Origin of the sequence: Halapricum hydrolyticum (assembly GCF_025517535.1) — an archaeon.
Classification (GTDB): Archaea; Halobacteriota; Halobacteria; order Halobacteriales; family Haloarculaceae; genus Halapricum; species Halapricum hydrolyticum.
The window spans coordinates 90,759-112,031 of the sequence record NZ_JAOPKC010000006.1; the positions used below are offsets into that span (position 1 = coordinate 90,759).

A 21,273-nucleotide genomic window follows, 5' to 3' on the forward strand; every position below is an offset into this window, starting at 1 on the left:
GTAGGAAGTACGATGCGTTCACCGTCCCGATACCGGGTGGCGCTGGTGCTCGTCGTCGCGGCACTGTTCGTGACGCCAGCGGCGGCACTTTCGCTCCCGGCGTCGACACAAACCCAGTCCGCTCCAGCACAGACCGCAACTGACGACTCGATCGCCCCCGGTGCACAACTCGCCGGCGTCGTCGCCGTCGGCCAGACAGAACTTGACGGCGCGATTGAGGGACGGGCTTTCGGCCAGGCGATCGCTGCTGCCGAGAGCGACGAGCGCAAGGCAGCCGTCGTCGCCGACCGGCTGCCCGCGATAGAGACGCGTCTCGAGGAACTCCGCCAGCAACGCGAGCAACTCCGGACGGCCTACGAGAACGGCACGCTCGACCGTGACACCTACCGGGCCAGAACTGCCGCCCTCGCCGCCCGTACCCAGCAGCTCGAACACCAGCTCAACCGGAGCCGGTCCGTCGCCGATGCGCTGCCAGAGCAGGCCCGTGCTGCCGCGGGGCTTGACGTCTCTGAGATCGACAGCCTCCGCGAGCAAGCCAGCGAGATGCGCGGCGGTGAAGTCGCCGAGATCGCACGCGGGATCGCCGGCCCCAGCGTAGGCAAGGGGATGCCCGACAGTCCCGGTGGACCACCGGCTGGCGTCCCCGGGAACTGGACCGGTGGTCCCGGTAGTGGACCTGGCGGCCCTGCTGACCCCGGTCCACCGGATGACTCCGGTCCCCACATGGGTCAATAACGAACGTCTATCAGGACGGGAAACGAACACTCGTCCGTGAATACGCGTGCCGGAATCGTCCTCGCCGGTGGGTTCGCACGTCGGTTCGGCGAGCGTGACAAGACGCTCGCCGAGTTTCGTGGCCGACCGTTGATCGTCCACGCCGTCGAGCCGCTGCAGGCGGTCGTCGAACGGGTCGTCGTTAGCTGCCGACGCGAGCAACTTTCGGCGTTCGAGACCGTACTGTCTGACGTCGACTACCGCCCCGACCCGACGCCCGACGAGGGACCGCTGGCGGGACTGGACGCCGCGCTCGACGGGCTCGAAGCTGATACCGTCGCCGTCACGACTGCCGACCGACCCCTGGTTCCCGCTGGACTGTACCGCTCGCTGTTCGAATCGCTATCCAGCGAGGGAATCGTGATCCGTGCGGACGGCATCGATCAGCCAGTCCCCGCAGTCTTCGACGCGATGGCGCTCCGTACAGCGGTCACCGAACAGCGGTCGCGTGGCACACGGCGGCTCCGTGCAGCGCTTGACGCCATCGAATACACCACTATCACGAGCGAGTCCGTCGAACAGCGGTGGGGAAGCCACGTCCTCGCAGACGTGAACACGCCGGCGGATTTGACCCGTCTGGACGAAAAGACGTGACTGGGCCGGCGGATTTGACCCGTCTGGACGAAAAGACGTGAACACGCCGGCGGATTTGACCCGTCTGGACGAAAAGACGTGACTGGGCCGGCGGATCTGGCCCGTCTAGGCGAACAGTCGCGGCGATCTCCGCTCACATGGATGATTGGCCGCCAGGATTCTCCCAGCTTGTATACAGTGAATGCGCGAGTACGGCGAATCCAGCGGCGGTGAACGCACTTTGGATCCCGACCCCTGTCGCGAAATCGAGTCCCACGAGCTGGTGGAGTCCGCCAGCCAGCAGCGCGCCTGCCGTGACGAACGCGAGCCCGACCGCCAGCGAGCCGAGCGCACGGGCTCCCGTTCGACGATAGGCGCGCACGGCATACAGCGTCACGAGGCCGCCACAGACGAGCGTGACGGTATTCATCGCGACGACGAACGCCTCGAGCGTGGGACCCATCTGTCATGTTTCTCGGGACAGTGAGCTATTATAATGTCGACCGGCTTGCCAGCGACTGGGAACCGAACGTCCCTCGCGACGCGCGACTATCCAGTCCGCGCGATATCCCGTCAGTCCATGCAACCACTCCTGAGCAACCATCACGGTCTCTAGCGACCGCGGCAGAACCCGCAACTTCGCCAACCTCTTTCTGTGCAGGAGTCGTCTGTGCGACCGCTATGCCAACACGCAACGCAGAGGCGACCTGGCGCGGCGATCTCAAAAGCGGAAGCGGCGACCTCGCTCTCGGCAGCGGCGTCTACGAAGGGCCCTATTCGTTCGCGTCCCGGTTCGAAGACGGGGACGCGACCAATCCCGAGGAACTGATCGGCGCGGCTCATGCCGGTTGTTTCGTGATGGCTCTGTCGAACGAACTTGACGAAGCGGGCTACGAGCCCGAGGAGCTACACGCCGACGCCGACGTCCACCTCGACCCCGAGGCGGGCGAAATCGACTGGATCGAACTCACGCTCGAAGCGTCGATTCCCGACATCGATGAGGAGACGTTCCAGGAGATCGCCGCCGGTGCCAAGGAAGGCTGCCCCGTCTCGAAAGCACTGGCCGGCGTCGATATCCGGCTCGACGCGGCGCTTGCGTGATCGGAACGAACGGCGTCGTCGCTAGTCGTCACCGGTTGCGGCGCGGCCGGACGTCTCTTCGAGTCGGATTTCCGGTGCAGCCAGATCGGGCGCTTCCAGCACGCCGCCGGTCGCGGCACTGGTCGCGAGCGCGGCGAATCGCTCGATGACGCCCGTCGCGTCGATCTCAGGCGGCTCCCAGTCGGCTGCCCGACGCTGTAGCTCTTCCCGTGACACGTCCAGTGTCAGCTCACCAGCGTCGACGTCGATCCGGATCGTGTCGCCGTCCTCGACCAGCGCGATCGGTCCGCCGGCGGCCGCTTCGGGACTTACATGGCCAATCGCGGCGCCGCGAGTCCCGCCGGAAAACCGCCCGTCCGTCAGCAATGCCACCTCGCCCGAGAGCGTGGGTGAGCCGCTGATCTTCGATGTGGGTTCGAGCATCTCGGGCATCCCGGGACCGCCCTTCGGCCCTTCGTAGCGGATCACGACCACGTCTCTCTTTTCTATCTCGCCCTCGTCGTAGGCGTCGAGCATCGCCCGCTGAGACTCGAAGACCCGTGCGGTCCCCTCGAACTGGCGCATGGAGCCGTCCATCGCGCCGGCCTTGACGACCGACCCCTCGGGTGCGAGATTACCGCGGAGCACTGCGAGCCCGCCTTCCTCGTGGACCGGGTCGTCCCGATCGCGGATGACCTGCCCGCCGGGCTGGCGGTCACCCATCCGGCCGCCGATCGTCCGGCCGTCGACCGTCGGCGCATCGAGATGGAGCAGGTCGTCGATCCGGTGGTACAGTGCCGGGAGACCGCCGTCGTCGCGCAGGTGTTCCATCCGCCAGGGGCCGGCCGGGCTCATGTGCGCCAGGTGGGGCGTCCGCTCGGCGATCTCCTCGAAGTCCGTCAGCGTCAGGTCCAGCCCGGCTTCCTGAGCGATCGCCGGGAGGTGCAGCATGGTGTTCGTCGAGCCACCGAGCGCCAGATCGACCGCAACGGCGTTTTCGAAGCTCTCGCGGGTGAGAAACTCCGAGGGACGGATGTCCCGCTCGACGAGATCGAGGATCCGACGGCCGCTCTTGCGTGCAATCTCGCGCTTGCGGTCGTCGGTCGCCCCGTAGGTCGCACACTCGGTCCAGGACAGCCCAAGTGTCTCCGTGACGCAGGCCATGGTGTTCGCCGTGAACATGCCGGCACACGACCCCTCGCCGGGACAGGCGGTGCACTCGAGCTGGTAGAGTTCGTCGTCGTCCATCTCGCCTTCGGCATGCTGGCTGACGCCCTCGAAGACGTCGACCAGGTCGACGGTCTCGCCATCGTACTCGCCGGCCTCCATGTGTCCGCCGGTGACGACGATCGCCGGGATGTCGAGCCGGGCGATGGCCATCAACATACCGGGAACGATCTTGTCACACGAGGCCAGTGCGACGATCCCGTCGAACTGGTGGGCGTTGGCCATCAACTCGACCGAGTCGGCGATCACTTCTCTGGATGGCAACGAGGATCGCATCCCCTCGTGTCCCATCGCGATCCCGTCATCGACGGCGATCGTGTTGAACTCCAGCGGGGTACCGCCGGCCTCGCGGACGCCTTCCTTGACGTACTCGGCCAGTTCGTCGAGGTGGACGTGACCGGGGACGATCTCGTTCCAGGAGTTGGCGATCCCGATGTGTGGGTTGTGGATCTCTTCGTCGCTCAGCCCCGCGGCGCGAAACAGCGACCGGTGGGGTGCACGGTCGACCCCTTCGGTCACTTCCGCGCTCCGGAGGGACTCGTCTTTCTCCGAGGTCAGATGATCGGCAGGCATTGCGCTCTACTGTCGTCGCCGTAATCAGTCCGGGCGGGAGTAGGTTTCGGTTCCCGCCTGTCTCGCACTGCCGGCAGGGTCAACCGAAAACGGGCAAGCCGACGTGGCGAAATCGCTGGAAGGTATACAGCGGCACGGCGAACAGCGGACCGCCGATCGGGAGCGTGAGATGAAGCACCATGTACAGCTTCCAGTTGGGGGTGTAGTCGACGTCGAGCGAGCGGACGTACTTCGCGTCGTAGTAGTACCCGAGCCAGGAGGTGATCGACGTGAGCAACACGACGACGAACGTTGCCCGAAGCAGCCAGTTCATCGCCACCTGGAGAACCGAAGCTACCCCGAGCGAAGAGAGCACCGGCTTGAGACCGAAATATAGTACGAGCATCGTGAAAGCGAACATGAGCGAGAAATAGAACGCGGCGTGGTGTTTCCACCAGGCATACTCCTCAAGTGACGTCGAGCGAAGCGTAGCGGCCAACTCAGAGAACGATGCGGCCATACTGATTACACGTAGTTCGCCCCCGCCGAATTAAAATCTCGCGGTCCGGACCCGTGGACCAGGTCACGGTCGGCCCTGGCCGTGTGTGAACAGCAGCAACTGGTCGTCCGTTCGCACCAGACAGAACGGCCCGGGCGGGGACTGAAACGACTGCATGCGCTTCTCGGAGACGAACAGTTTCTCGAAGGGCTTCCCACAGGCCGGACAGTCGTATCCGGCCCGGTTTTCGAGATGTGTCGTCTCTCGGGTCTCCTTGCGAAGTTTGAAGCCCTCCCGGTACTCGTGGACGTCGAACCCGTCCGTCACGTCCAGTTGCGGCATATCCCGGGAATGGGCGGACGGCGACATAATATCTCCTCATGATGACTGCGGCCTTGTTTAGACGTTCCCGAAGTCGCCGGTTAGTGTCCATATCGATCGAACAGAACAAGCCGTTGAGTGCCTCAAGACCCGAAGGCGTTGTTTGGAGAACGGCCGTAGAGGCCGACACCACCGCGTCTAAACAAGGCCCTCTTCACGTTTAACTACTTGACTTCGCACGTTATCTCGTTAGAGCGCGTATAGAGCGTGTGAAACGTGGATGCTGCCGATAACGTCGTTCCTGTCGTGTACTGAGCCAATCGATCAATTCGAGTGTTTCTCGAAACGGCAGAAACACCACGCCAAGACCTACGTCACAGGTCTTGTTGCGGCCAGCAACAAGACCGTCCAAGGCATCTCGAATATCGTTCTCCCGGCCAAGAGCGAACGTGCGTTGAACAAGTTCCTCACCGAGTACGACTGGGACGAAGAACAGCTCAACAGAGAACGCCTCGCACTGCTCCAACAAGCCGATGACACGAGGTGGAGCAGTGAAGGTGTCGTCATCATCGACGACACCTTCACGCACAAAACGGGCAAGAAAATCCCTCATGCGGGGAAATACTACGACCACGGTATCCACAGCTACATCTGGGGACAGAACATCGTCTACGCACTCTACGCCGACGAGAAAACCACCTACCCACTCGGCTTTCGCCTCTACAAGAAAAACGACAAACGCCGTATTGAACTCGCTATCGAACTCGTTGACGAACTCATCGAGATAGGTGTCCCGGCGGACACCTATCTCTTCGACATGTTCTACAGTACCGAGGAGTTCGTCACTCATCTCGAAGGCTACGGGAAAGAGTGGGTTTCGGCCGTCAAAAGCGATGCACGCGTCAGCTATGGCGGTGACCGAATCCGTGTCGATGCGCTGGCTGAGCGCATCGACACAGTCCCACGAACCGTCAACGGAGACACCTACCACATCTGGACACAGAAACGTGAAGTCGGTCGGCTTGGGGAAGTGAAGCTCCTGATCACCGAGAAAGAATCGAGCGACGAAGACGAGGAACCGAGCGTGAAGTATATCGTGTCGAACAAAATCGACGCGCCAGCGAGCCATCTCATCGAGTTGTACGCGATGAGATGGCGAGTAGAGACGTTCTTCAGGGACACCAAGCAGGATCTTGGTTTTGGCGACTGCGAGTTACGGCATGCCGCAGGTGCCAGTCGGCACTGGCACCTGCTGATGCTGGCCTACAGCCTCCTCAAGTTCGGTGCTGCACACAGCGCCCTTGGAACGATCCTTGGACACGCGAGTTCACTCCGAAACGACGTCAAACGATCCTTCCGTGAAAGCGTTCAGAACCTTCTCTCCTGGGCACTGACCAGTCCGGACCGCAGCATCGACGAGCTAATGCAACAGATCGATGGGATGTTCATCTAACGTGCGAAGTCAAGTAACTAAACACTACTACCACAACTCACGCCAAACTTAACGCGTTGAATCGTTCCCGGATCAAGTACCGATCCTATATTTTCACATCCAATGCGTCTTCGACGAATTCGGCTGTATTACCTGTAGTATGCCATCCATTTCCTGCCGACCAATCGCCGAAGTTAATCCCAGCAACTAACGCTGTTTCATGAAGGCTCGGGTCGAATTTTTCAAACCAGTAGAGACCCCCCGAATCGCCACTAATTGAGAAGTCATTTTTGAATGCTATACTTCGACCACCGTGGTCATCATGAATGAATTCATACAGCTCTTTGGTTCTATGTCTCCCAGTTTCGTGAAGCTGAGCTGAAATCGAATAGCCGTAGGCTACTTTGTCTCTAAGCTTCTCGTCGGTTAGGATACCGGTAATATCGTACTTTGAATAACAGGCACATCCATCTTTGGCTAGTTGGAATCTATAATCGGGCCCCATCAATACTACTGCAGCAGCGTCTTTCAATCCTTCGTTGGCTGTGGCTCTTTTGACTTCCCCGATCTTGTCCCCGTGTTGGTTTACAGTTGTTCCCGAATTGTAGTTCACTTGATGACCGCTCAGTAGAAGCCCTTTATACCAGTTGTCACCAGTGGTTGCCTTAACGGCGGCCGGAGTAGCTGTTGATGCACCGCCTCCCATACATCCTCCCGGAATAGGTCTGTATTTTGCATCAAAATAATCGTCAGGAGCCTCATCATGTTCCTCAACCTCTTTTGTTTCTACCTCTACCGGAATATTGCTGATACTATGTTTCCCAAGTTTTGATTTAATATTAGCATCAACTCTTCCTGGTGATTCTGCCATTATTCTCTCTTTATCCTCTTCCTCACAATGGATTGTGATTTTTGGATCAAAGCCATTGTCGTGGCCTACTGCAACGTCAAAATCACCGGGTAATTCCTGTTGTAGTCTTTTTGCACGCCTATGGGGAGCCTCAATTCGAATCCAGTCGTTCCTTGGTATGGAGTCGAATTCCGCTTGCCTCTCGGGAAATTTTCCCTCTTCCACAGCCTCTTGATCTTTATGAATTAAACTTTCAGTTCTGAGCACCTCTCGACGAGGATCGTCGATGTTTTCTGCAAATGCTCTTTGTGAGACATGGCTTAGAGCAGTCGAACTGGCCCCAAATCCAGCTAGAGCTTTGATAAAACCTCGACGCCCCATGCCAGAAATCTTTCTTTTCCAGCTACGCTGATTTGTTCGACCCTTATACTCTTCAACGTGGGATAGTCTATCACTATCCATGATGAGGATATCAAACTGCCTCGTAATATATCTTATTATAAAAAGTAAGTATATAAAAAGTAAGTATATAAAAAGTAAGTATAATAAATTATATTGGGTGGGAGAGAATCGGTTCCACCAGACAGCGAACGCTTCGAGATAGGACCCTACTGTCACCAACCATCCACAGTGGTTGAACGACTGCGGGCACGTCACAGTCTCAACCCGGTCACTCATCCGAAACTAATCGTCAAAGAATCGTTCGTCGGGCACACCTAGATGCCCGAACGTAGGCAGAATACGATTAGTACGCTCGCAAATGGGTCGCCTCGGTGAAGACCTATCTTGTAATGAACGCCGGGGGTACGAACGGCTCGAACTTCAGAACGGCAACTCGGCCTCCCCTCCCTTTAAGCAGTCCTATACCCGTGATTTCAGAGATAGGTTCATCCGCTACCACGGAACTGTCTACAGGATCGAAACACTGCTGACGGCCACGACGTCACCTCGACCGATCACCAAGCAGTTGTGCTCCTGATAGCAGTATTGGGAGGATCTTCTCCTTTTCAACCGGTGCGTGGTGTGATATCCTCACGTTCCTTAATGGCGCACCATCTATCCGATCGTCAGGAGGGCCTTCTTGTCGCGTTCGGCTCCGTTTGTCAATCGTTATCGACCAGTTGCAGCACGTAATAGTCACCCTCGTACGAGACAAGGGTCCCACTCCTCTCTACGTCGTCGGGGGCACTCGGGTACTCTTGAATCACCGACTGGACGCGTTCAAGTGCCGTCTCGTTCTGAATCTCGACCGTGCTGGACTCGCCCGACGTAGCAGCTGCTTCTAGAGCCTGAGTCACGTAGTCATTTTCCGTATCGCCGTTGGGGTAGGTGACCGGCTCTTCGGGGTTTAGGTCGCGATCGATCGGGATGGCGAGAATCTCGCCGGACGGCCAGGTCGTCGTCCGCTCTGTTGTTGTTTCGTCCTCGCTGGAGGAGGCACAGCCAGCGAGCCCCGCAATTCCAGCACCTACGAGTGTTGCCAGGACCGTCCGCCTTGTTTCCATAGATTTGGTTTAATAGATATAACTTAATAAATTTTTGGGACCTTGTTTAGCATCTTGTTAACTTTGGCATCGGTTCCACCAGACGGCGAACGCTTCGAGCCAGGACTCAGCTGTCGCGGGCTCGACGTGGCTGAACGTATTTGAGAACGAGGATGTTCTCCGTTTTACCTCGTGAAAGATACGTTCGACACTATTCCAATTTCCGTGGCGACGGATATGAAATCGGAGTCCGAGTCGCGACAGTGCCGCCTGGAGGTGGTCAGCATCGTCGATGAGAAACACCGCATCGTCGATGTCGTGTTTCTCACGGAGTTCACGCAGAAACACGAGTGTTAGACCTGAGTTCGTCGTTGGAAACAGACGTACGTGGAGGAATTCGTTGGTCTTGGGATCGACGGCGGCGTACAGCCAGTAGCGCTCGGTCCCGAGTTGAATTACCGTCTCGTCGAGCGCAACGTAATTCGAGGATCTCGTTCCTGTTGGCTGTAGATCAGCCTTTTTCACCCAGTTATGGATGGCGGTTCGACTGCGTTGGACACCCAACCTCTCAAGATGTTGTTTGGTATTCGAAAGCGATAAGCCAGCCAGATGCAACTGAATACCCACTTCAACGATCTCCTCGGGTGTCCGCTCTCGCTCCATAAACTCCAAATGAATCCAGTCACTATCTCCACCGAGGCGGTCAATTTCGGGCATAGATCATTCGAAACTCCGACCGCCTCACCCTTATCTTAACACGATGCTTGTTTAGACGCGTAAATTCACGGTCGCGAGTGGCTGACGCTGAGTTCGATGTTTCTGACAGCGCATTTCAGGACGAGTTCGCGGAACTGACCGAACCAGGTTCGAGCTCGAACAATCTCACCGTATTTGCGGCGCAGCGCGAAAAATGTGGATTCGGCGTTCGAGCGTTGATGGTAGATCGTATCATCTTGCAAGAGATTGTTCGCGATGCCATGCCAGCCAAATTCGCGGTGCTTTATCACCGGTTTGACGCCTTCTGCACGCAATCTTTGGCGAAGGAGCCACCAGTCGTAGCCTTTGTCAGCAGTAAGAATGTTCAGTTTGTCGAGATTCCGTTTCACCATTTGCCAGCCAATCTTGGAGTCGTGCGGTTGTTTCATCGAGCAATGTATATCTAGGATCGCACCAGTCTTGCAATCGCTGAGGATCGTCGTTTTCACGGCCTCGAAGGTGTAGTTCGTCCGTTTTACGTAGTGTTGGCTGGCAGCGACCCGATCCATGCCGGTTGCGTCGATTGCCTGAACATCACCGAGATCGTGCAATTCCGCCGACAGCCGCAGCAGGACGCGCCAGATCCGCATTTCCAGATCCTGCTTGCGCGTACACACGGTCGTGAAATCAGGCAGATTAGCCACCTCTAGGTCGAGTTTGGCGACAATTCCATGCATTTCGTGAAGCACGTCCAGCAGCCGCCGATACGTGTGATCTAAGTACTCGCGGAGGCCGTGAATCGCCACGATCACCCAGTCTGCGTAGCCATTTCCACCTTCTTCGAACGCTGGATCTGGCTCGCCGACGACGGCTTTTTGAGCAAGCGAGACAACCCGTTCAGTGAAGCGGCTGAGTTTGCTGGACACAAACTCCTCTTCCCGCTTCACTCCCTAGTAAGTTAGACATTTAGCCGCTCTTACTAGCGTCTAAACACGGCCGATGACTGCTGTATCGGCTCGCCGGCTCGGTCGCCCGATGGTGGGCGATTGATCCAGCACAGGCGCGCCGCAGTCGCTATCACTCGCTTCCGCATCGGTATCTCGCTCGATCGGGCCGGGGCTGCCGAGGTCCGGGGACATATACGCCTCGGAGTGTTACAACCAGGCATGTCCGATTCCGATTCGATCGATGACCTGCCGGGCACCGACGAGGAGTGGCGTGAGCTGCTGACCGAAGAAGAGTATCACATCCTGCGCGAGCGCGGTACGGAGCCGAAGTTCAGCGGCGACCTGCTCGACGTCGACGACGACGGCGTGTTCCGGTGTGCTGGCTGTGGCGAACCGCTCTTCGACGCGGATTCGAAGTTCGACTCCGGGCACGGCTGGCCGAGTTTCTACGACGTCGTCGAAGAGGGCAACGTCGAAACAGAACTCGACACGCGCCACGGGATGCAACGGACGGAGGTTGTCTGTGCGAGCTGTGGCGGCCACCTCGGTCACGTCTTCGAGGACGGCCCCGACCCGACCGGCAAGCGCTACTGTATCAACTCGGCGGCGCTGGATTTCGACCCGGACGAATAGCGAGCCTGGCCCGAGCACCGGAACGCTTTTTGTGCTATTCGGGGAGTTTTGAGACGTGTCTATGGACGACTCGGAGGACGAGCCGTTGTTCGACCCGCGGATAACGAGTTACAACTGGCTGGCCGGCGTGCTCGGTGGCGTCTGGACGTTCATCGTCGGCTATCTCGTGATGAGCGTCGTCGCGCTCCTCCCCGACGGACCATCAGAGGGTGCGGATCCAGGGACGGTCCTCTCGGAACTCGGCCGAATATTCTATGCTGCTCACAACGTAGCGCTCGAAGTCCGGACGATCAAAGACGACGTCACGTTCATCGACAGCGGCCTCACGATCGATTCGTCTCAGATCCGGCCAACGGAGACGGTGATCGTCGACGTGGGCAGCACTCAGCCGCTGACGATCCTCGGTGACAACGCCGATCAGGTCGTTCCGCTCAATCTCGGCCGGTTCCGAGAGCCGCTCCAGTACGCTCAGGACAAGCCGGAACTGCTGTACTATCTCGTCCCGATCGTCGTGCTCGTCGTCGCCGGAGCCGTTCTCGCTTCTCTCACGCTCGACGATACCGCGTCGATACACGAAGCCGTCCTGCCGGCGATCGGACTCTCGGTCGGGTATACGGGCGTGGCGATCCTTGGGACGTTCTTCGCCGGGCTCGAGCTGGTGGACGGTGCGATCCTGATTGCCCCGAGTCTCGGGCAGACGGTCGTGTTCGCGCTGGCCTACAGTCTCCTCTGCGGGCTTGTCGGGAGCTATCTGATCGGGCTCTGGCGCGATCGCGACGTCCAGATCGGGGCACTGCTCGATCGGTGACCTCGATCCAGACCGTCCAGTGTGCCCCACGTTGCCGAGCGGTGGGCTTTTGCTGGATCCGGCCGGAACGAGAGTATGGACGAGGGCGAGCCGACGATCTTGCTAACGAACGACGATGGGATCGAAACTACCGGGTTTCGAGCACTCTACGACGCACTGACGGACGTCGGAGAGGTAGTTGCGGTCGCACCCGACAGCGACCAGAGTGCGGTCGGGCGCGCGCTGTCGGAGTCGGTCACGGTCACCGAGCACGAACTCGGGTATGCGGTCGCCGGGACGCCGGCGGACTGCGTCGTCGCTGGCGTGGAAGCGCTGGTTCCCGACGTCGACCTCGTGGTCTCCGGCTGTAACGACGGGGCGAACCTCGGCGCATACGTCCTTGGTCGGTCTGGAACCGTCAGTGCGGCCGTCGAGGCTGCCTTTTTCGACGTGCCCGCGATCGCCGTCTCGATGTACATTCCGGTTCGAGAGGACGTCACGTTCGAGACGATCACGGCGGAGTACGAGGCCTACGGCGAGGCGACGCGGGCTGCCGCCTATCTTGCGGAACACGCCCTCGACGCGGGCGTGTTCGAGTATGCCGACTACCTGAACGTCAACGCGCCGATGGCTGGCGGAGAACACGGCCCGCTCAACGACGGCGAGCACGCACCGCTTGCGATCACGGAACCGTCGAAAGTGTATCAGATGGACGCCGTCCGGGACGGCAAAGAAGTCCAGCTTTACGATCGGATCTGGGAGCAGATGGCCGACGGCAATCTGCCCGACGCGGACGGAACTGACCGACGGGCCGTCGTCGACGGCAAGGTCAGCGTCTCCCCACTGACTGCCCCCCACACGAGTGAACATCACGAAGCGCTGGACGCGCTAGCGGAAACGTATCCAGTGTGAAAACGAACGCACCCGCCAGTGGGAACCGGCTGACGTGACCTCGGAAGCGCCGGACTCGCTGGCAGAACCTGTATGGCGATCGTCCACCGTCGCGGCCGTCTAGTCTTTCATCTGCTCGAGTTTATCCAGCAGCTCGTCCTGATCCGCTTCGGATTCGAAGCTGACGCGCCCGTCGTGGTCGTTGTCGTGGACGTTGATAGCTTCGTCTTCGTCGTAGTCGGCGTCGCTTTGCTGGTTCTCCTGCTCGGATTCGTCGTAACTACCAAAGCCCATCGTATCTATCATTGGGGCCGGCACGCGGAAAAGCAGTGTGGCTTCACCGTATCCGTGAGTGAGAATCTCTTTCAATGTGACAGCCGATAACCTCAATGTCTACCCGCATTTCGATCTCCGTATGGATCAGACAGTCTTCGAACTCCTGGAGCGCAATCGCGAGCACGCCGAGACGTTCGACACGCGTTTCGACGACGTCCAGGACGGGCAGCGACCGGATGCGGTCACCGTCTGCTGTTCGGACTCGCGGGTCCTACAGGACCAGATGTGGGGCAACGAGCGGCCGGGACAACTCTTTACGTGTGCCAACATCGGCAACCGGGTTATCCAGCAGACTGCCGATGGCGAGGTCGTCTCCGGCGACGTGCTCTATCCGATCGCCCACACTGGCACCGAAGTCGCGATCGTCGTCGGTCACACCGGCTGTGGCGCGGTCACCGCGACCTACGATCACTTGATAGACGGGCTATCGGAACCGCCGGGGATCGAACATTCGATCGGACTGCTCGCCCCACATCTCCGGGACGGCGTCGAGACACTACCGGACGGACTCGATCGTGACGAAGCGATCAATCGACTCGTCGAGTACAACGTCGACCGGCAGGTCGAGGTACTCCGCGAGAGCGACGACGTCCCCGACTCGGTCACGATCGTCGGCGTCGTCTACGACTTCCAGGACATCTACGAGGGTCGGCGTGGAGAGGTCCACGTCGTCAACATCGATGGCACCCGGTCGGTCGAAGCGCTCCGGACAGACTATCCCGACATCGAAGACCGGATCGACCGTCTCTGGGAATACGAACCGTAGCTCGGTGACTGCCAGCAGGCGCGGGGGTGTCCGGGTCGTCTCCGCCCTGACAAACCACTCGATCTATCGTTTGTTTAGGTTTTCGACAGTTTCCGGCAAATATCGATGATTTAATTGAGTGTCGTCGTCAAGCGCGGACGAAATATGAGTAATTCAAGCGCAGGGCGTGAGACGTGGTCGACACGTATCGGATTCATACTCGCGGCGGTCGGCAGTGCCGTAGGACTTGGCAACATCTGGCGGTTCCCCTTCCAGGTCGGCCAGGAAGGCGGCGCCGCGTTCATCGTGATGTATCTCGCCTTCGTGGTACTGATCGGCTTCCCGGCGATGATGGTCGAGTTCGTCGTCGGACGACAGACGGGACTGAACGCCGTCGGCGGGATTCGTGAGTTCGCTGGCGGGGCGTGGAAGTACCTTGGCGGACTGTTCGTGTTCATCGGATTCGTGATCCTCTCGTATTACAGCGTCGTCGGTGGGTGGGTACTTCGATACATCCTCGGCAGCGCAACCGGTGGATACATCGCACAGGGCCCTGGCGAGTACTTCGTTCAGATCTCGTCGGGCCTCGACGCGTTGGCTGCTCACGCAGTGTTCATGCTCCTCGTCGTCATCATCGTCGCACTCGGAGTCAAGCAAGGCATCGAACTCGGCGTGAAGATCATGGTCCCGGCGATCATCGCGATCTTTGCGCTCCTCGCTGTCTACGCGTTCACGCTCCCCGGTGCGGGCGAGGCCTACAGCTACTATCTCTCACCCGACCTGGATTACCTCCTCGCAAACTGGCAGAGCATCGTTCCGGCCGCGGCCGGCCAGGGCTTTTTCACGCTCTCGCTTGGGATGGGTGTGATGATCACCTATGCCTCCTACCTCTCCGAGGACGAGAATCTCGGCATCGACGGCGGGACGATCGTCATCTTCAACACGGGGATTTCCATCCTGACGGGTCTGATCGTCTTCCCCATCCTCTTCTCGGCCGGCGTCGACCCCGAGACCTCCGGCGCAGGCGCGATCTTCCTGAGTGTCGCTGAAGCACTCGGCAACCTCCAGTTCGGGCGCATTATCGGCGTCCTCTTCTTCACGACGGTCGCCATCGCCGCCCTCTCTTCGGCGATCAGTCTGATCGAGGTTGTCGTCTCTTACGCGATCGACGAGTTCGGGATCGCTCGAGAGCGGGCCACGATCCTCATTGGGTCCGCGATTTTCCTCCTCGGTGCCCCTGTCACGATCGACACGGTCATGGTCGATCTGTACGATATCTTCGCGGCTCAAATCCTGCTGGTTCTGGGTGGTATCCTGCTCGTGACCCTGGTCTCCTGGCTCCACCCTGAAGAAGCAATCGACGAACTCAGCAAGGGAATTAAATCGTTCTCCGGGATCGATCAGGTGTGGCTGTGGACTGTCCGGATCCCCGTCCTCGTCGTCTTGATCGTCTCTCTGTACCTGGGTATCGACACCTTCGTCGACTTCCTCACAGGCGACGCGTTCACCGACTTCCTGGCATCGCTGTAGGTTTCTCCCCTCCGGTACGGTGACCGGTTTCGCTCGATCCGACTCCGACCGTTCTCTTCTCAGATCCAAGTCCCCGCGTGACGTATTCGTCGCTCGCGGAGTTGCTCGGAGCAAAACGGTGGGGCTGGGATTTGAACCGGACCAAGACGTTCCTGCTCGCTCCGCTGCGCGGGCTGCGACTTGCAGGCTTCAAATCCAGCGTATTGTTCGGCGCGGCGCGTCAATGCGCCGCGCACTCACGGTGGGGCTGGGATTTGAACCGGAGCCAGACGTGCTCACTCCGTTGCGCGCGACTGGCAGGGCTCAAATCGCCAGATGCATCGCTCAACGCTCACTGTCGTTCGCGTAGAAGCGGTGGGGCTGGGATTTGAACCCAGGAGGCTTAACGCCACCTGCTTTCAAGGCAGGCGCAATGGGCCGCTCTGCCACCCCACCGCAGGCGTCTCTTGCGGGCCGGCCATTTAATGGCTGTCGGTTTTCTCGACGCGCAACCCGTCCGCGCCCTCGACTGCATACACCCCGTGCGCTTCGGCCCACTCGTAGGTCTGTGTCGGATAGATCCGTCCAGCTCGTGCCCTCGCCCGGACGACCGACACGACGGACGCGAGATCCGCTGCCGTCTCGACCGGCTGGAGCGACGGCACGAAATCCACATCCAGGTCCGCCGCTCGCGCCGCTTCGACCAGCGACGTCACTGCGGGCGGATCGTACGCCCCGTCGAAGTCGATCGACTCCCCGAACCCCGCGTACCCGACGCGGCCGCCCGGTCCCGGCGAGAGGACGACGGGACTCCGCCGGAGCTTCATCGACGTCGAGTCGATCCCCTGGCGAGTCACCAGCGGGACTGCCGGCTCGAGGACGTGGACGCTGCCCTCCTCTTCAGTCTCCAGCAAGTGCGTCACGGTATTGCCGACCCGGGCCGCGAAGGAACTCCCGACCTGGACCTCGTATCGGACGTCGTCCGGCTTCTCGACGGCCTCGGAGACGACCGTTTCGAGTCGGCCCTTCGGAGACACGTCGGCATCGACGTCGAGGTGCTCCCGCGGCCGGTAGTTGACGAGCAGCTGTCCGCTGGCGGCCTCGGCTGCCTGGACGATATCCGACAGCATCGCCTCGTACAGCGAGACGACCTCCTCCGCGTCGAGCGGCGTGGTTTCGGCGATTCGGCGGCCGACGACGCCCTCGACCGGCGGGTCCGCGAGCACGACGAGTGTGGTCATACCCGTTCTCGGACCGGCCCGGCCTTGAACGTCGCGCTTGCGGCCGTGTCCCCGCTCGCGAGGCCAAAGCATTTGCAACTGTGTCCGGTGTCAACACGTATGGACACGACGTGGCCGGGGCCAAGACACACGAATCAGCCGTTGGGAGGGCTCGGGTGCTGGGCCGGCGTAGCTGCCGTCGCCGTCGTGTTCGGCGCGTTCGCGGTCGCCATCGCGCTCTCGCCGTCGTTCGCGCTCGGGGCGAACGCACTGTCCGCTCTCGGCGACCGAACCCACCCGGCTGGGACGGCGGCGACGGCGGTGGCATTCAACGGCGGGCTGATCGTCGGCGGGGCACTCGGAGTGGTGTTTGCTATCGGACTTGCGCTTTCAGTCGACGGACTGCTCGCCCGGCTCGGGGCGTTCCTGTTCGGCGTGACCTCGACGTTTCTCTCCGCGATCGGCGTCTTTCCACAGGGGCACTCGCTACACTTTCCAGTCGCTTCGGGATTCTACATGCTGTTTTCCGCTTCCGTTCTGGTATTCGGTGCCGGGCAACTGCTCGTCGGCCGCCGTCGATCGGGAGCCGTCTCGATCGGGGCAGGGCTCGGAAACCTCGCCGTCTGGATGGTGTGGATCGGATCGGGTGGGCTCCGTCGGTCGGGGCTGGCCATCCCGGAACTCGCTGGCGCGATCTTCGTCGGGCTATGGGTACTCGTCCACGCTCGCCGGATGCCATCTCCCGATAGACAGTCACAGCAACCAGGTTGATACCTGCAAGTCGACGACGGAACCGTTTACTCCCAGCGGGGCAAACCAGGAAACAGATGAACAAGTGGTATCGTCGAACGATCTATTCGCTCGCCGTCCTCGTGTCGATTATCGCCTTCTATGCCGTCGTCTATCATTACGGGATGGTCTATCTCGAAGGAGAGTCCAAGTCGTTCCTGCAGTCACTGGAAGTCGTCGTCCAGACGTTCACGACCACGGGCTTTGGCGAAGACGCGCCCTGGAGTACCGATCTCATGAACGCCCTCGTCATCGCAATGGACCTGACCGGCGTCATATTGGTCTTCCTGGCGCTGCCGGTGCTGATCTTTCCGCTGTTTGAGGAGGTGTTCTCGACGACGGTGCCGACCAGCGTCGAAGACGATCTCGCGGACCACGTGGTCGTCTGCGCGGACACGCCGCGAGCAGAGGTGTTGATCGACGAACTCGACTCCTGGGATGTCGATCACGTCCTCGTTGAACCCGACCGAGGGACGGCCACCGACCGCTACGAGAGCGGGTACAACACGATCCACGAGGACCCGACGTCCGTCGCGGGGCTGCAAAGCGCGAACCTCGCAGACGCGCGCGCAATCGTCGCCGACGTCAGCGACGACGTGGATACGAGCATCGTTCTGACTGCTCAGGAGGTCAGCGAAGACGTACAGATCGTCAGCGTCGTCGAAGACCCCGACCAGCGACGCTACCACGAGCTCGCCGGGGCCGACGCAGTACTGTCACCGCGACCGATCCTCGGTGAGAGTCTCGCCTCGAAGGTCACCACGAGCGTCCGGGCGAGCCTGAACGATGCCGTTGCCATCGTGATCTACAGATCGCCGAACTTCCAGTCGGGGCCAAGAGTCCGCTGGCAGGGACGACGCTCGCCGAGAGCAACATCCGCGAGGTGACCGGCGTCAACGTCATCGGCGCGTGGTTCTCCGGGGAGTTCGAGAGTCCGCCGTCCCCAGAGACGACGATCGACCGGGGGACGGTCCTGCTGGTGACGGGTCGCGCGGAACAGCTCACACGGCTTCGAGAGCGAACGCTCACGTCCGTCCGACGCTTCGACGGTGGGCGCGTCTTGCTCGTCGGGTACGGCCAGGTGGGCCAGCGGGTGGCAGAGTTGCTCGACGGACAGGGGATCCCGTATACGACCGTGGATCCGATCGACCGGGAGGGCGTCGACGTGGTCGGCGACGCGACCGATCCCGAGACGCTCGAGGCCGCCCGGATTCACGACGCCAGGACGGTCCTACTGGCGATCCCTGACGACACCGCGTCAGAGTTCGTGACGCTCGTCGTCCGCGATCTCAGCCCCGAGGCGGAGATCATCGCTCGCGTCGAACAGGCCGAGAGCATCCAGAAGATGTACCGCGCCGGGGCCGACTACGTGCTCGCGCTGGAGACCGTCACGGGTCGGATGATCGCCTCGACCATCCTCGAAGACGAAGACGTCATCTCGTTCGACACCCAGATCGAGGTCGTTCAGACGGCGGCCCCGGCGATGGTCGGAAAAACGCTCCAGGAGGCGGACGTCAGGTCACGAACCGGCTGTACCGTCGTCGGCGTCGAACGCGACGGGGAGGTCCACACTGATCTCGGGTCGGATTTCCGGATCCAGAGCGGCGACGAGCTGATCGTCGTCGGTACCGACGAGGGGACGAACCGGTTCACCGAAGAGTTCCGGTAGGTCCGGAAGCGGCGGACACCCGGCCGGTGGACCGAACGCCTAAGAGCGTCTCACCCGATGGCCAGAGTATATCGGTATCGACCAGCAAGGAGTGTGGCGCTTTCGGAGCTGAAGTATGACTGCCATCGACACCACCGACCTCCGGATGGAGTTCGGGGACGTGACGGCGCTGGAAGACCTGAATCTGACCGTCGACGACGGCGAACTATTCGGGTTGCTGGGCCCGAACGGCTCCGGCAAGACGACGACGATCGAGATCCTGACCGGCCAGCGGCGACCGACGAGCGGGTCCGCGACTGTGCTGGGCGTCGATCCGGTCGAGCGGCCGCTCGACGTGCGATCGCGGATCGGCATTCTCCCCGAGCGAGAGGATCCACCGAGTTTCCTCACGCCGCGAGAGTATCTCGAGTTCGCCGCGGAGATCCGCGGTCTCGAGGACGCCCAGGATCGGATCGGTGAGTGGGCGGCGAAGCTGTCCTTCGAGGACAAACTCGACACGCTGGCGACCAACCTCTCGGAGGGCGAACGCCAGCGCGTCATGCTCGCGCAGGCGTTTTTCCACGAGCCGTCGCTGGTCTTCATCGACGAACCGCTGGTCAATCTCGACCCGATCCTGCAGGAGGAAGTCAAAGACCACCTGCAAGCCTACTGTGAGGCGGGCAACACGCTCTTTCTCTCGACGCACTTCGTCGACGTCGCCGAAGAGCTCTGTACGCAGGTCGGTATCCTCAGGGCGGGGCAGTTACTGGGGACGACCGATCCGCGGACACTCGAAAGTGAGCAGTCGCTGCTCGAATACTTCCTCTCGACGGTCGAAGGTGACAAACCAGAGGCGGTTCCGACGATCGGGAGGTGACTGCCGTGGGAATCTTGCGCGCCATGATCGTCGAAGAGTGGCGGCTGCACGTCGACCTCTTCGGCGGGCGTCGATTCGGAGCGTTCCCGGTGGGTATCGCGGCGATCGCAGCCGGGGCGTTCTGGCTGCTATCGGCGATCGGAACGGAAACCTCGACGATCGCCGCCGGGTTGCACGTTCTGGTCGGCTTTTTCGGGCTCCAGGTCGGGACGATCGGGCTCGTCGGTCGGGACGCGATGCGCGACGTGCTCGGTGACGTGACGCTTCTGGTGTTCAGTTCCCGGACGCTCCCGGTGTCGTGGCGACGGTTGCTCGCGGCTTTCCTGCTGAAGGACGTGCTGTACTACTCGGGACTGTTCCTGGCCCCGATCGCGCTGGCGTACGCACCGCTGGCGCTGACGACGGGGGAGGGAGCTCTGGCAGTCCTGTCGCTGTGGGTGACCCTGGCAGGAACCTTCGCGCTCGGCGTCGGGTTGAGTCTGACGCTGGTCGGACTCGCGAGCCATCACGGCGCACTCGCGCTGGCGGTCGCCGCGCTGGCGAGCGGTACCGTGCTTGTGATCGGCGTCGATCCGGTCGCCCTGACGCCGTACGGGGCTTTCGTCGATCCGACGTTCGCCACGGCCACGGCCGGGTTCGCGCCGACGCTGGTCGTCTCCGTGCTGGGCGTCGCCCTGTTCGAACCCGTCGAGCGGACCGACGGTCGCCAGCGGATCGGCCCCCTGTCGAGGTATGCGCAGGCGATCCCGGACGAGACGGGCATCGCCCGCCGAACGGTGCTGTCGGTCGCGCGATCGAGCGGCTCAGTCTGGAAGGTCGTCTTCTCGATGGGGGTACTGGTCGTCGTCGTGGTCGCGTTGCTCTCGGAGCTGGCTCGCGTGACCGTCCTCGAGCCGCACTTCGGGCTCGCGCTGGGGACCTTCCTCGGCCTAGGCGGGTTCACGACCTACGCCTGGCTCACGCAGTTCGAGGATCCGCGGGAGACGCTCCGCTATCCGGTGACGACCGGCCAGGTGTTCGCGAGCAAGCGACGGGCGTACCTGGCGCTGCTCCTTCCGGCTGGCTTGCTGTATATCGTCGTCGCGGCGCTGTGGCTCCCGCTCGCGGAGTTGCTCGTCGCCGTCGTCGTCTTTCCGGGCGTCGCGGTCTACGTCTTCGGGTTGACCGCGTTCGTCGCCGGACTCTCGCCCACGGAGTTGCTGTTCGACACGCCGCGGTTTGCAGCGTTCGGCGCGGGACTGGCCGTCGTTGCGGTACCGCTGCTGGTCGCGGCGCTGGCGTCGACGGCAGCACCGACAGTCACTATTGCCGTCGGTATCGGACTCGCCACACTCTCGGGACTGGGCGGCATCGTCCTCGCTCGCCGTGCCGGGCCGCGATGGGAAAAACGACTCCGTGCCTAG

General features: G+C 61.1%; 22 protein-coding genes, 1 tRNA gene and 1 pseudogene. 13 read left to right on the forward strand and 11 right to left on the reverse strand.

All coding sequences use genetic code 11. The annotated features are described in order from the left end of the window. The first annotated feature begins 12 nt into the window (after positions 1-12). Both OB916_RS07785 and mobA read left to right on the forward strand, forming a co-directional pair. The gene (locus OB916_RS07785) at positions 13-735 is read left to right on the forward strand and encodes a hypothetical protein (protein ID WP_315908735.1); all 723 of its coding nucleotides are present in this window, start codon (positions 13-15) and stop codon (positions 733-735) included. 36 nt (positions 736-771) lie between these two features. Next, on the forward strand, positions 772-1,368 hold the full coding sequence (gene mobA / locus OB916_RS07790) for a molybdenum cofactor guanylyltransferase (RefSeq protein WP_315908736.1): 597 nt from the start codon (positions 772-774) through the stop codon (positions 1,366-1,368). A gap of 133 nt (positions 1,369-1,501) precedes the next feature. Here the strand turns inward: mobA and OB916_RS07795 are convergent, their stop codons facing one another. Continuing rightward, the gene (locus OB916_RS07795) at positions 1,502-1,810 is read right to left on the reverse strand and encodes a DUF7521 family protein (protein WP_315908737.1); all 309 of its coding nucleotides are present in this window, start codon (positions 1,808-1,810) and stop codon (positions 1,502-1,504) included. Positions 1,811-2,028: 218 nt separating this feature from the next. Here OB916_RS07795 and OB916_RS07800 point away from each other — a divergent pair, with 218 nt between their 5' ends. After that, positions 2,029-2,448, forward strand: a complete 420-nt coding sequence (locus tag OB916_RS07800) for an OsmC family protein (protein WP_315908738.1) — start codon at positions 2,029-2,031, stop codon at positions 2,446-2,448. A 21-nt stretch (positions 2,449-2,469) separates the two neighbouring features. Here the strand turns inward: OB916_RS07800 and ilvD are convergent, their stop codons facing one another. The 3 genes from ilvD to OB916_RS07815 form a co-directional block, all read right to left on the reverse strand. Continuing rightward, positions 2,470-4,227 (reverse strand): dihydroxy-acid dehydratase, encoded by a 1,758-nt coding sequence (gene ilvD, locus OB916_RS07805; RefSeq protein ID WP_315908739.1) that lies wholly within the window; start codon positions 4,225-4,227, stop codon positions 2,470-2,472. A 79-nt stretch (positions 4,228-4,306) separates the two neighbouring features. Next, entirely contained in the window at positions 4,307-4,726 is a 420-nt protein-coding gene (locus tag OB916_RS07810) for a hypothetical protein (RefSeq protein ID WP_315908740.1), read from the reverse strand. 63 nt (positions 4,727-4,789) lie between these two features. After that, the gene (locus OB916_RS07815; RefSeq protein WP_315908741.1) at positions 4,790-5,047 is read right to left on the reverse strand and encodes a DUF7385 family protein; all 258 of its coding nucleotides are present in this window, start codon (positions 5,045-5,047) and stop codon (positions 4,790-4,792) included. Positions 5,048-5,306: 259 nt separating this feature from the next. Here OB916_RS07815 and OB916_RS07820 point away from each other — a divergent pair, with 259 nt between their 5' ends. Then, positions 5,307-6,479 carry an IS701 family transposase gene (locus tag OB916_RS07820; protein WP_315908742.1) on the forward strand — a complete coding sequence of 391 codons (1,173 nt, stop codon included), beginning with the start codon at positions 5,307-5,309 and terminating at the stop codon, positions 6,477-6,479. A gap of 85 nt (positions 6,480-6,564) precedes the next feature. Here the strand turns inward: OB916_RS07820 and OB916_RS07825 are convergent, their stop codons facing one another. The 4 genes from OB916_RS07825 to OB916_RS07840 form a co-directional block, all read right to left on the reverse strand. Further along, positions 6,565-7,770, reverse strand: a complete 1,206-nt coding sequence (locus tag OB916_RS07825) for a hypothetical protein (protein WP_315908743.1) — start codon at positions 7,768-7,770, stop codon at positions 6,565-6,567. 641 nt (positions 7,771-8,411) lie between these two features. Next, a complete protein-coding gene (locus OB916_RS07830; protein WP_315908744.1) occupies positions 8,412-8,813 on the reverse strand; it encodes a hypothetical protein in 402 nt (133 codons plus the stop codon). Between the two features lie 57 nt (positions 8,814-8,870). Next, positions 8,871-9,509, reverse strand: coding sequence for an IS6 family transposase (locus OB916_RS07835; protein WP_315908745.1), 639 nt, complete (start codon positions 9,507-9,509; stop codon positions 8,871-8,873). A 65-nt stretch (positions 9,510-9,574) separates the two neighbouring features. After that, positions 9,575-10,435, reverse strand: a complete 861-nt coding sequence (locus tag OB916_RS07840; RefSeq protein ID WP_315908746.1) for an IS5 family transposase — start codon at positions 10,433-10,435, stop codon at positions 9,575-9,577. A gap of 219 nt (positions 10,436-10,654) precedes the next feature. Between OB916_RS07840 and msrB the strand changes: the two genes are divergently transcribed. From msrB to surE, 3 genes are all read left to right on the forward strand, one after another. Next, entirely contained in the window at positions 10,655-11,068 is a 414-nt protein-coding gene (gene msrB / locus OB916_RS07845; protein WP_315908747.1) for a peptide-methionine (R)-S-oxide reductase MsrB, read from the forward strand. Between the two features lie 61 nt (positions 11,069-11,129). Next, the gene (locus tag OB916_RS07850; RefSeq protein ID WP_315908748.1) at positions 11,130-11,876 is read left to right on the forward strand and encodes a hypothetical protein; all 747 of its coding nucleotides are present in this window, start codon (positions 11,130-11,132) and stop codon (positions 11,874-11,876) included. 75 nt (positions 11,877-11,951) lie between these two features. Further along, complete coding sequence (gene surE, locus OB916_RS07855; protein ID WP_315908749.1) at positions 11,952-12,767, forward strand: 5'/3'-nucleotidase SurE; 816 nt, start codon at positions 11,952-11,954, stop codon at positions 12,765-12,767. A gap of 99 nt (positions 12,768-12,866) precedes the next feature. Here surE and OB916_RS07860 read toward each other — a convergent pair whose 3' ends face one another. Then, positions 12,867-13,040, reverse strand: a complete 174-nt coding sequence (locus OB916_RS07860) for a DUF5786 family protein (RefSeq protein WP_315908798.1) — start codon at positions 13,038-13,040, stop codon at positions 12,867-12,869. A 121-nt stretch (positions 13,041-13,161) separates the two neighbouring features. Between OB916_RS07860 and OB916_RS07865 the strand changes: the two genes are divergently transcribed. Further along, a complete protein-coding gene (locus tag OB916_RS07865) occupies positions 13,162-13,848 on the forward strand; it encodes a carbonic anhydrase (RefSeq protein ID WP_315908750.1) in 687 nt (228 codons plus the stop codon). Positions 13,849-13,992: 144 nt separating this feature from the next. Further along, positions 13,993-15,357 carry a sodium-dependent transporter gene (locus tag OB916_RS07870; RefSeq protein ID WP_315908751.1) on the forward strand — a complete coding sequence of 455 codons (1,365 nt, stop codon included), beginning with the start codon at positions 13,993-13,995 and terminating at the stop codon, positions 15,355-15,357. A gap of 352 nt (positions 15,358-15,709) precedes the next feature. Here OB916_RS07870 and OB916_RS07875 read toward each other — a convergent pair. Further along, a tRNA-Ser gene (locus OB916_RS07875) sits at positions 15,710-15,792 on the reverse strand. 26 nt (positions 15,793-15,818) lie between these two features. After that, positions 15,819-16,577, reverse strand: coding sequence for a hypothetical protein (locus tag OB916_RS07880; RefSeq protein WP_315908752.1), 759 nt, complete (start codon positions 16,575-16,577; stop codon positions 15,819-15,821). Between the two features lie 99 nt (positions 16,578-16,676). Here OB916_RS07880 and OB916_RS07885 point away from each other — a divergent pair, with 99 nt between their 5' ends. The 4 genes and pseudogenes from OB916_RS07885 (at position 16,677) to OB916_RS07900 (ending at position 21,273) form a co-directional block, all read left to right on the forward strand. Further along, the gene (locus OB916_RS07885) at positions 16,677-17,327 is read left to right on the forward strand and encodes a DUF998 domain-containing protein (RefSeq protein WP_315908753.1); all 651 of its coding nucleotides are present in this window, start codon (positions 16,677-16,679) and stop codon (positions 17,325-17,327) included. Between the two features lie 56 nt (positions 17,328-17,383). Then, positions 17,384-19,014 (forward strand): annotated as a pseudogene (locus tag OB916_RS07890) (potassium channel family protein). Between the two features lie 115 nt (positions 19,015-19,129). Continuing rightward, positions 19,130-19,870, forward strand: a complete 741-nt coding sequence (locus OB916_RS07895) for an ABC transporter ATP-binding protein (protein WP_315908754.1) — start codon at positions 19,130-19,132, stop codon at positions 19,868-19,870. 5 nt (positions 19,871-19,875) lie between these two features. Then, positions 19,876-21,273: a hypothetical protein gene (locus tag OB916_RS07900; protein ID WP_315908755.1), complete on the forward strand. Its 1,398-nt coding sequence runs from the start codon at positions 19,876-19,878 to the stop codon at positions 21,271-21,273.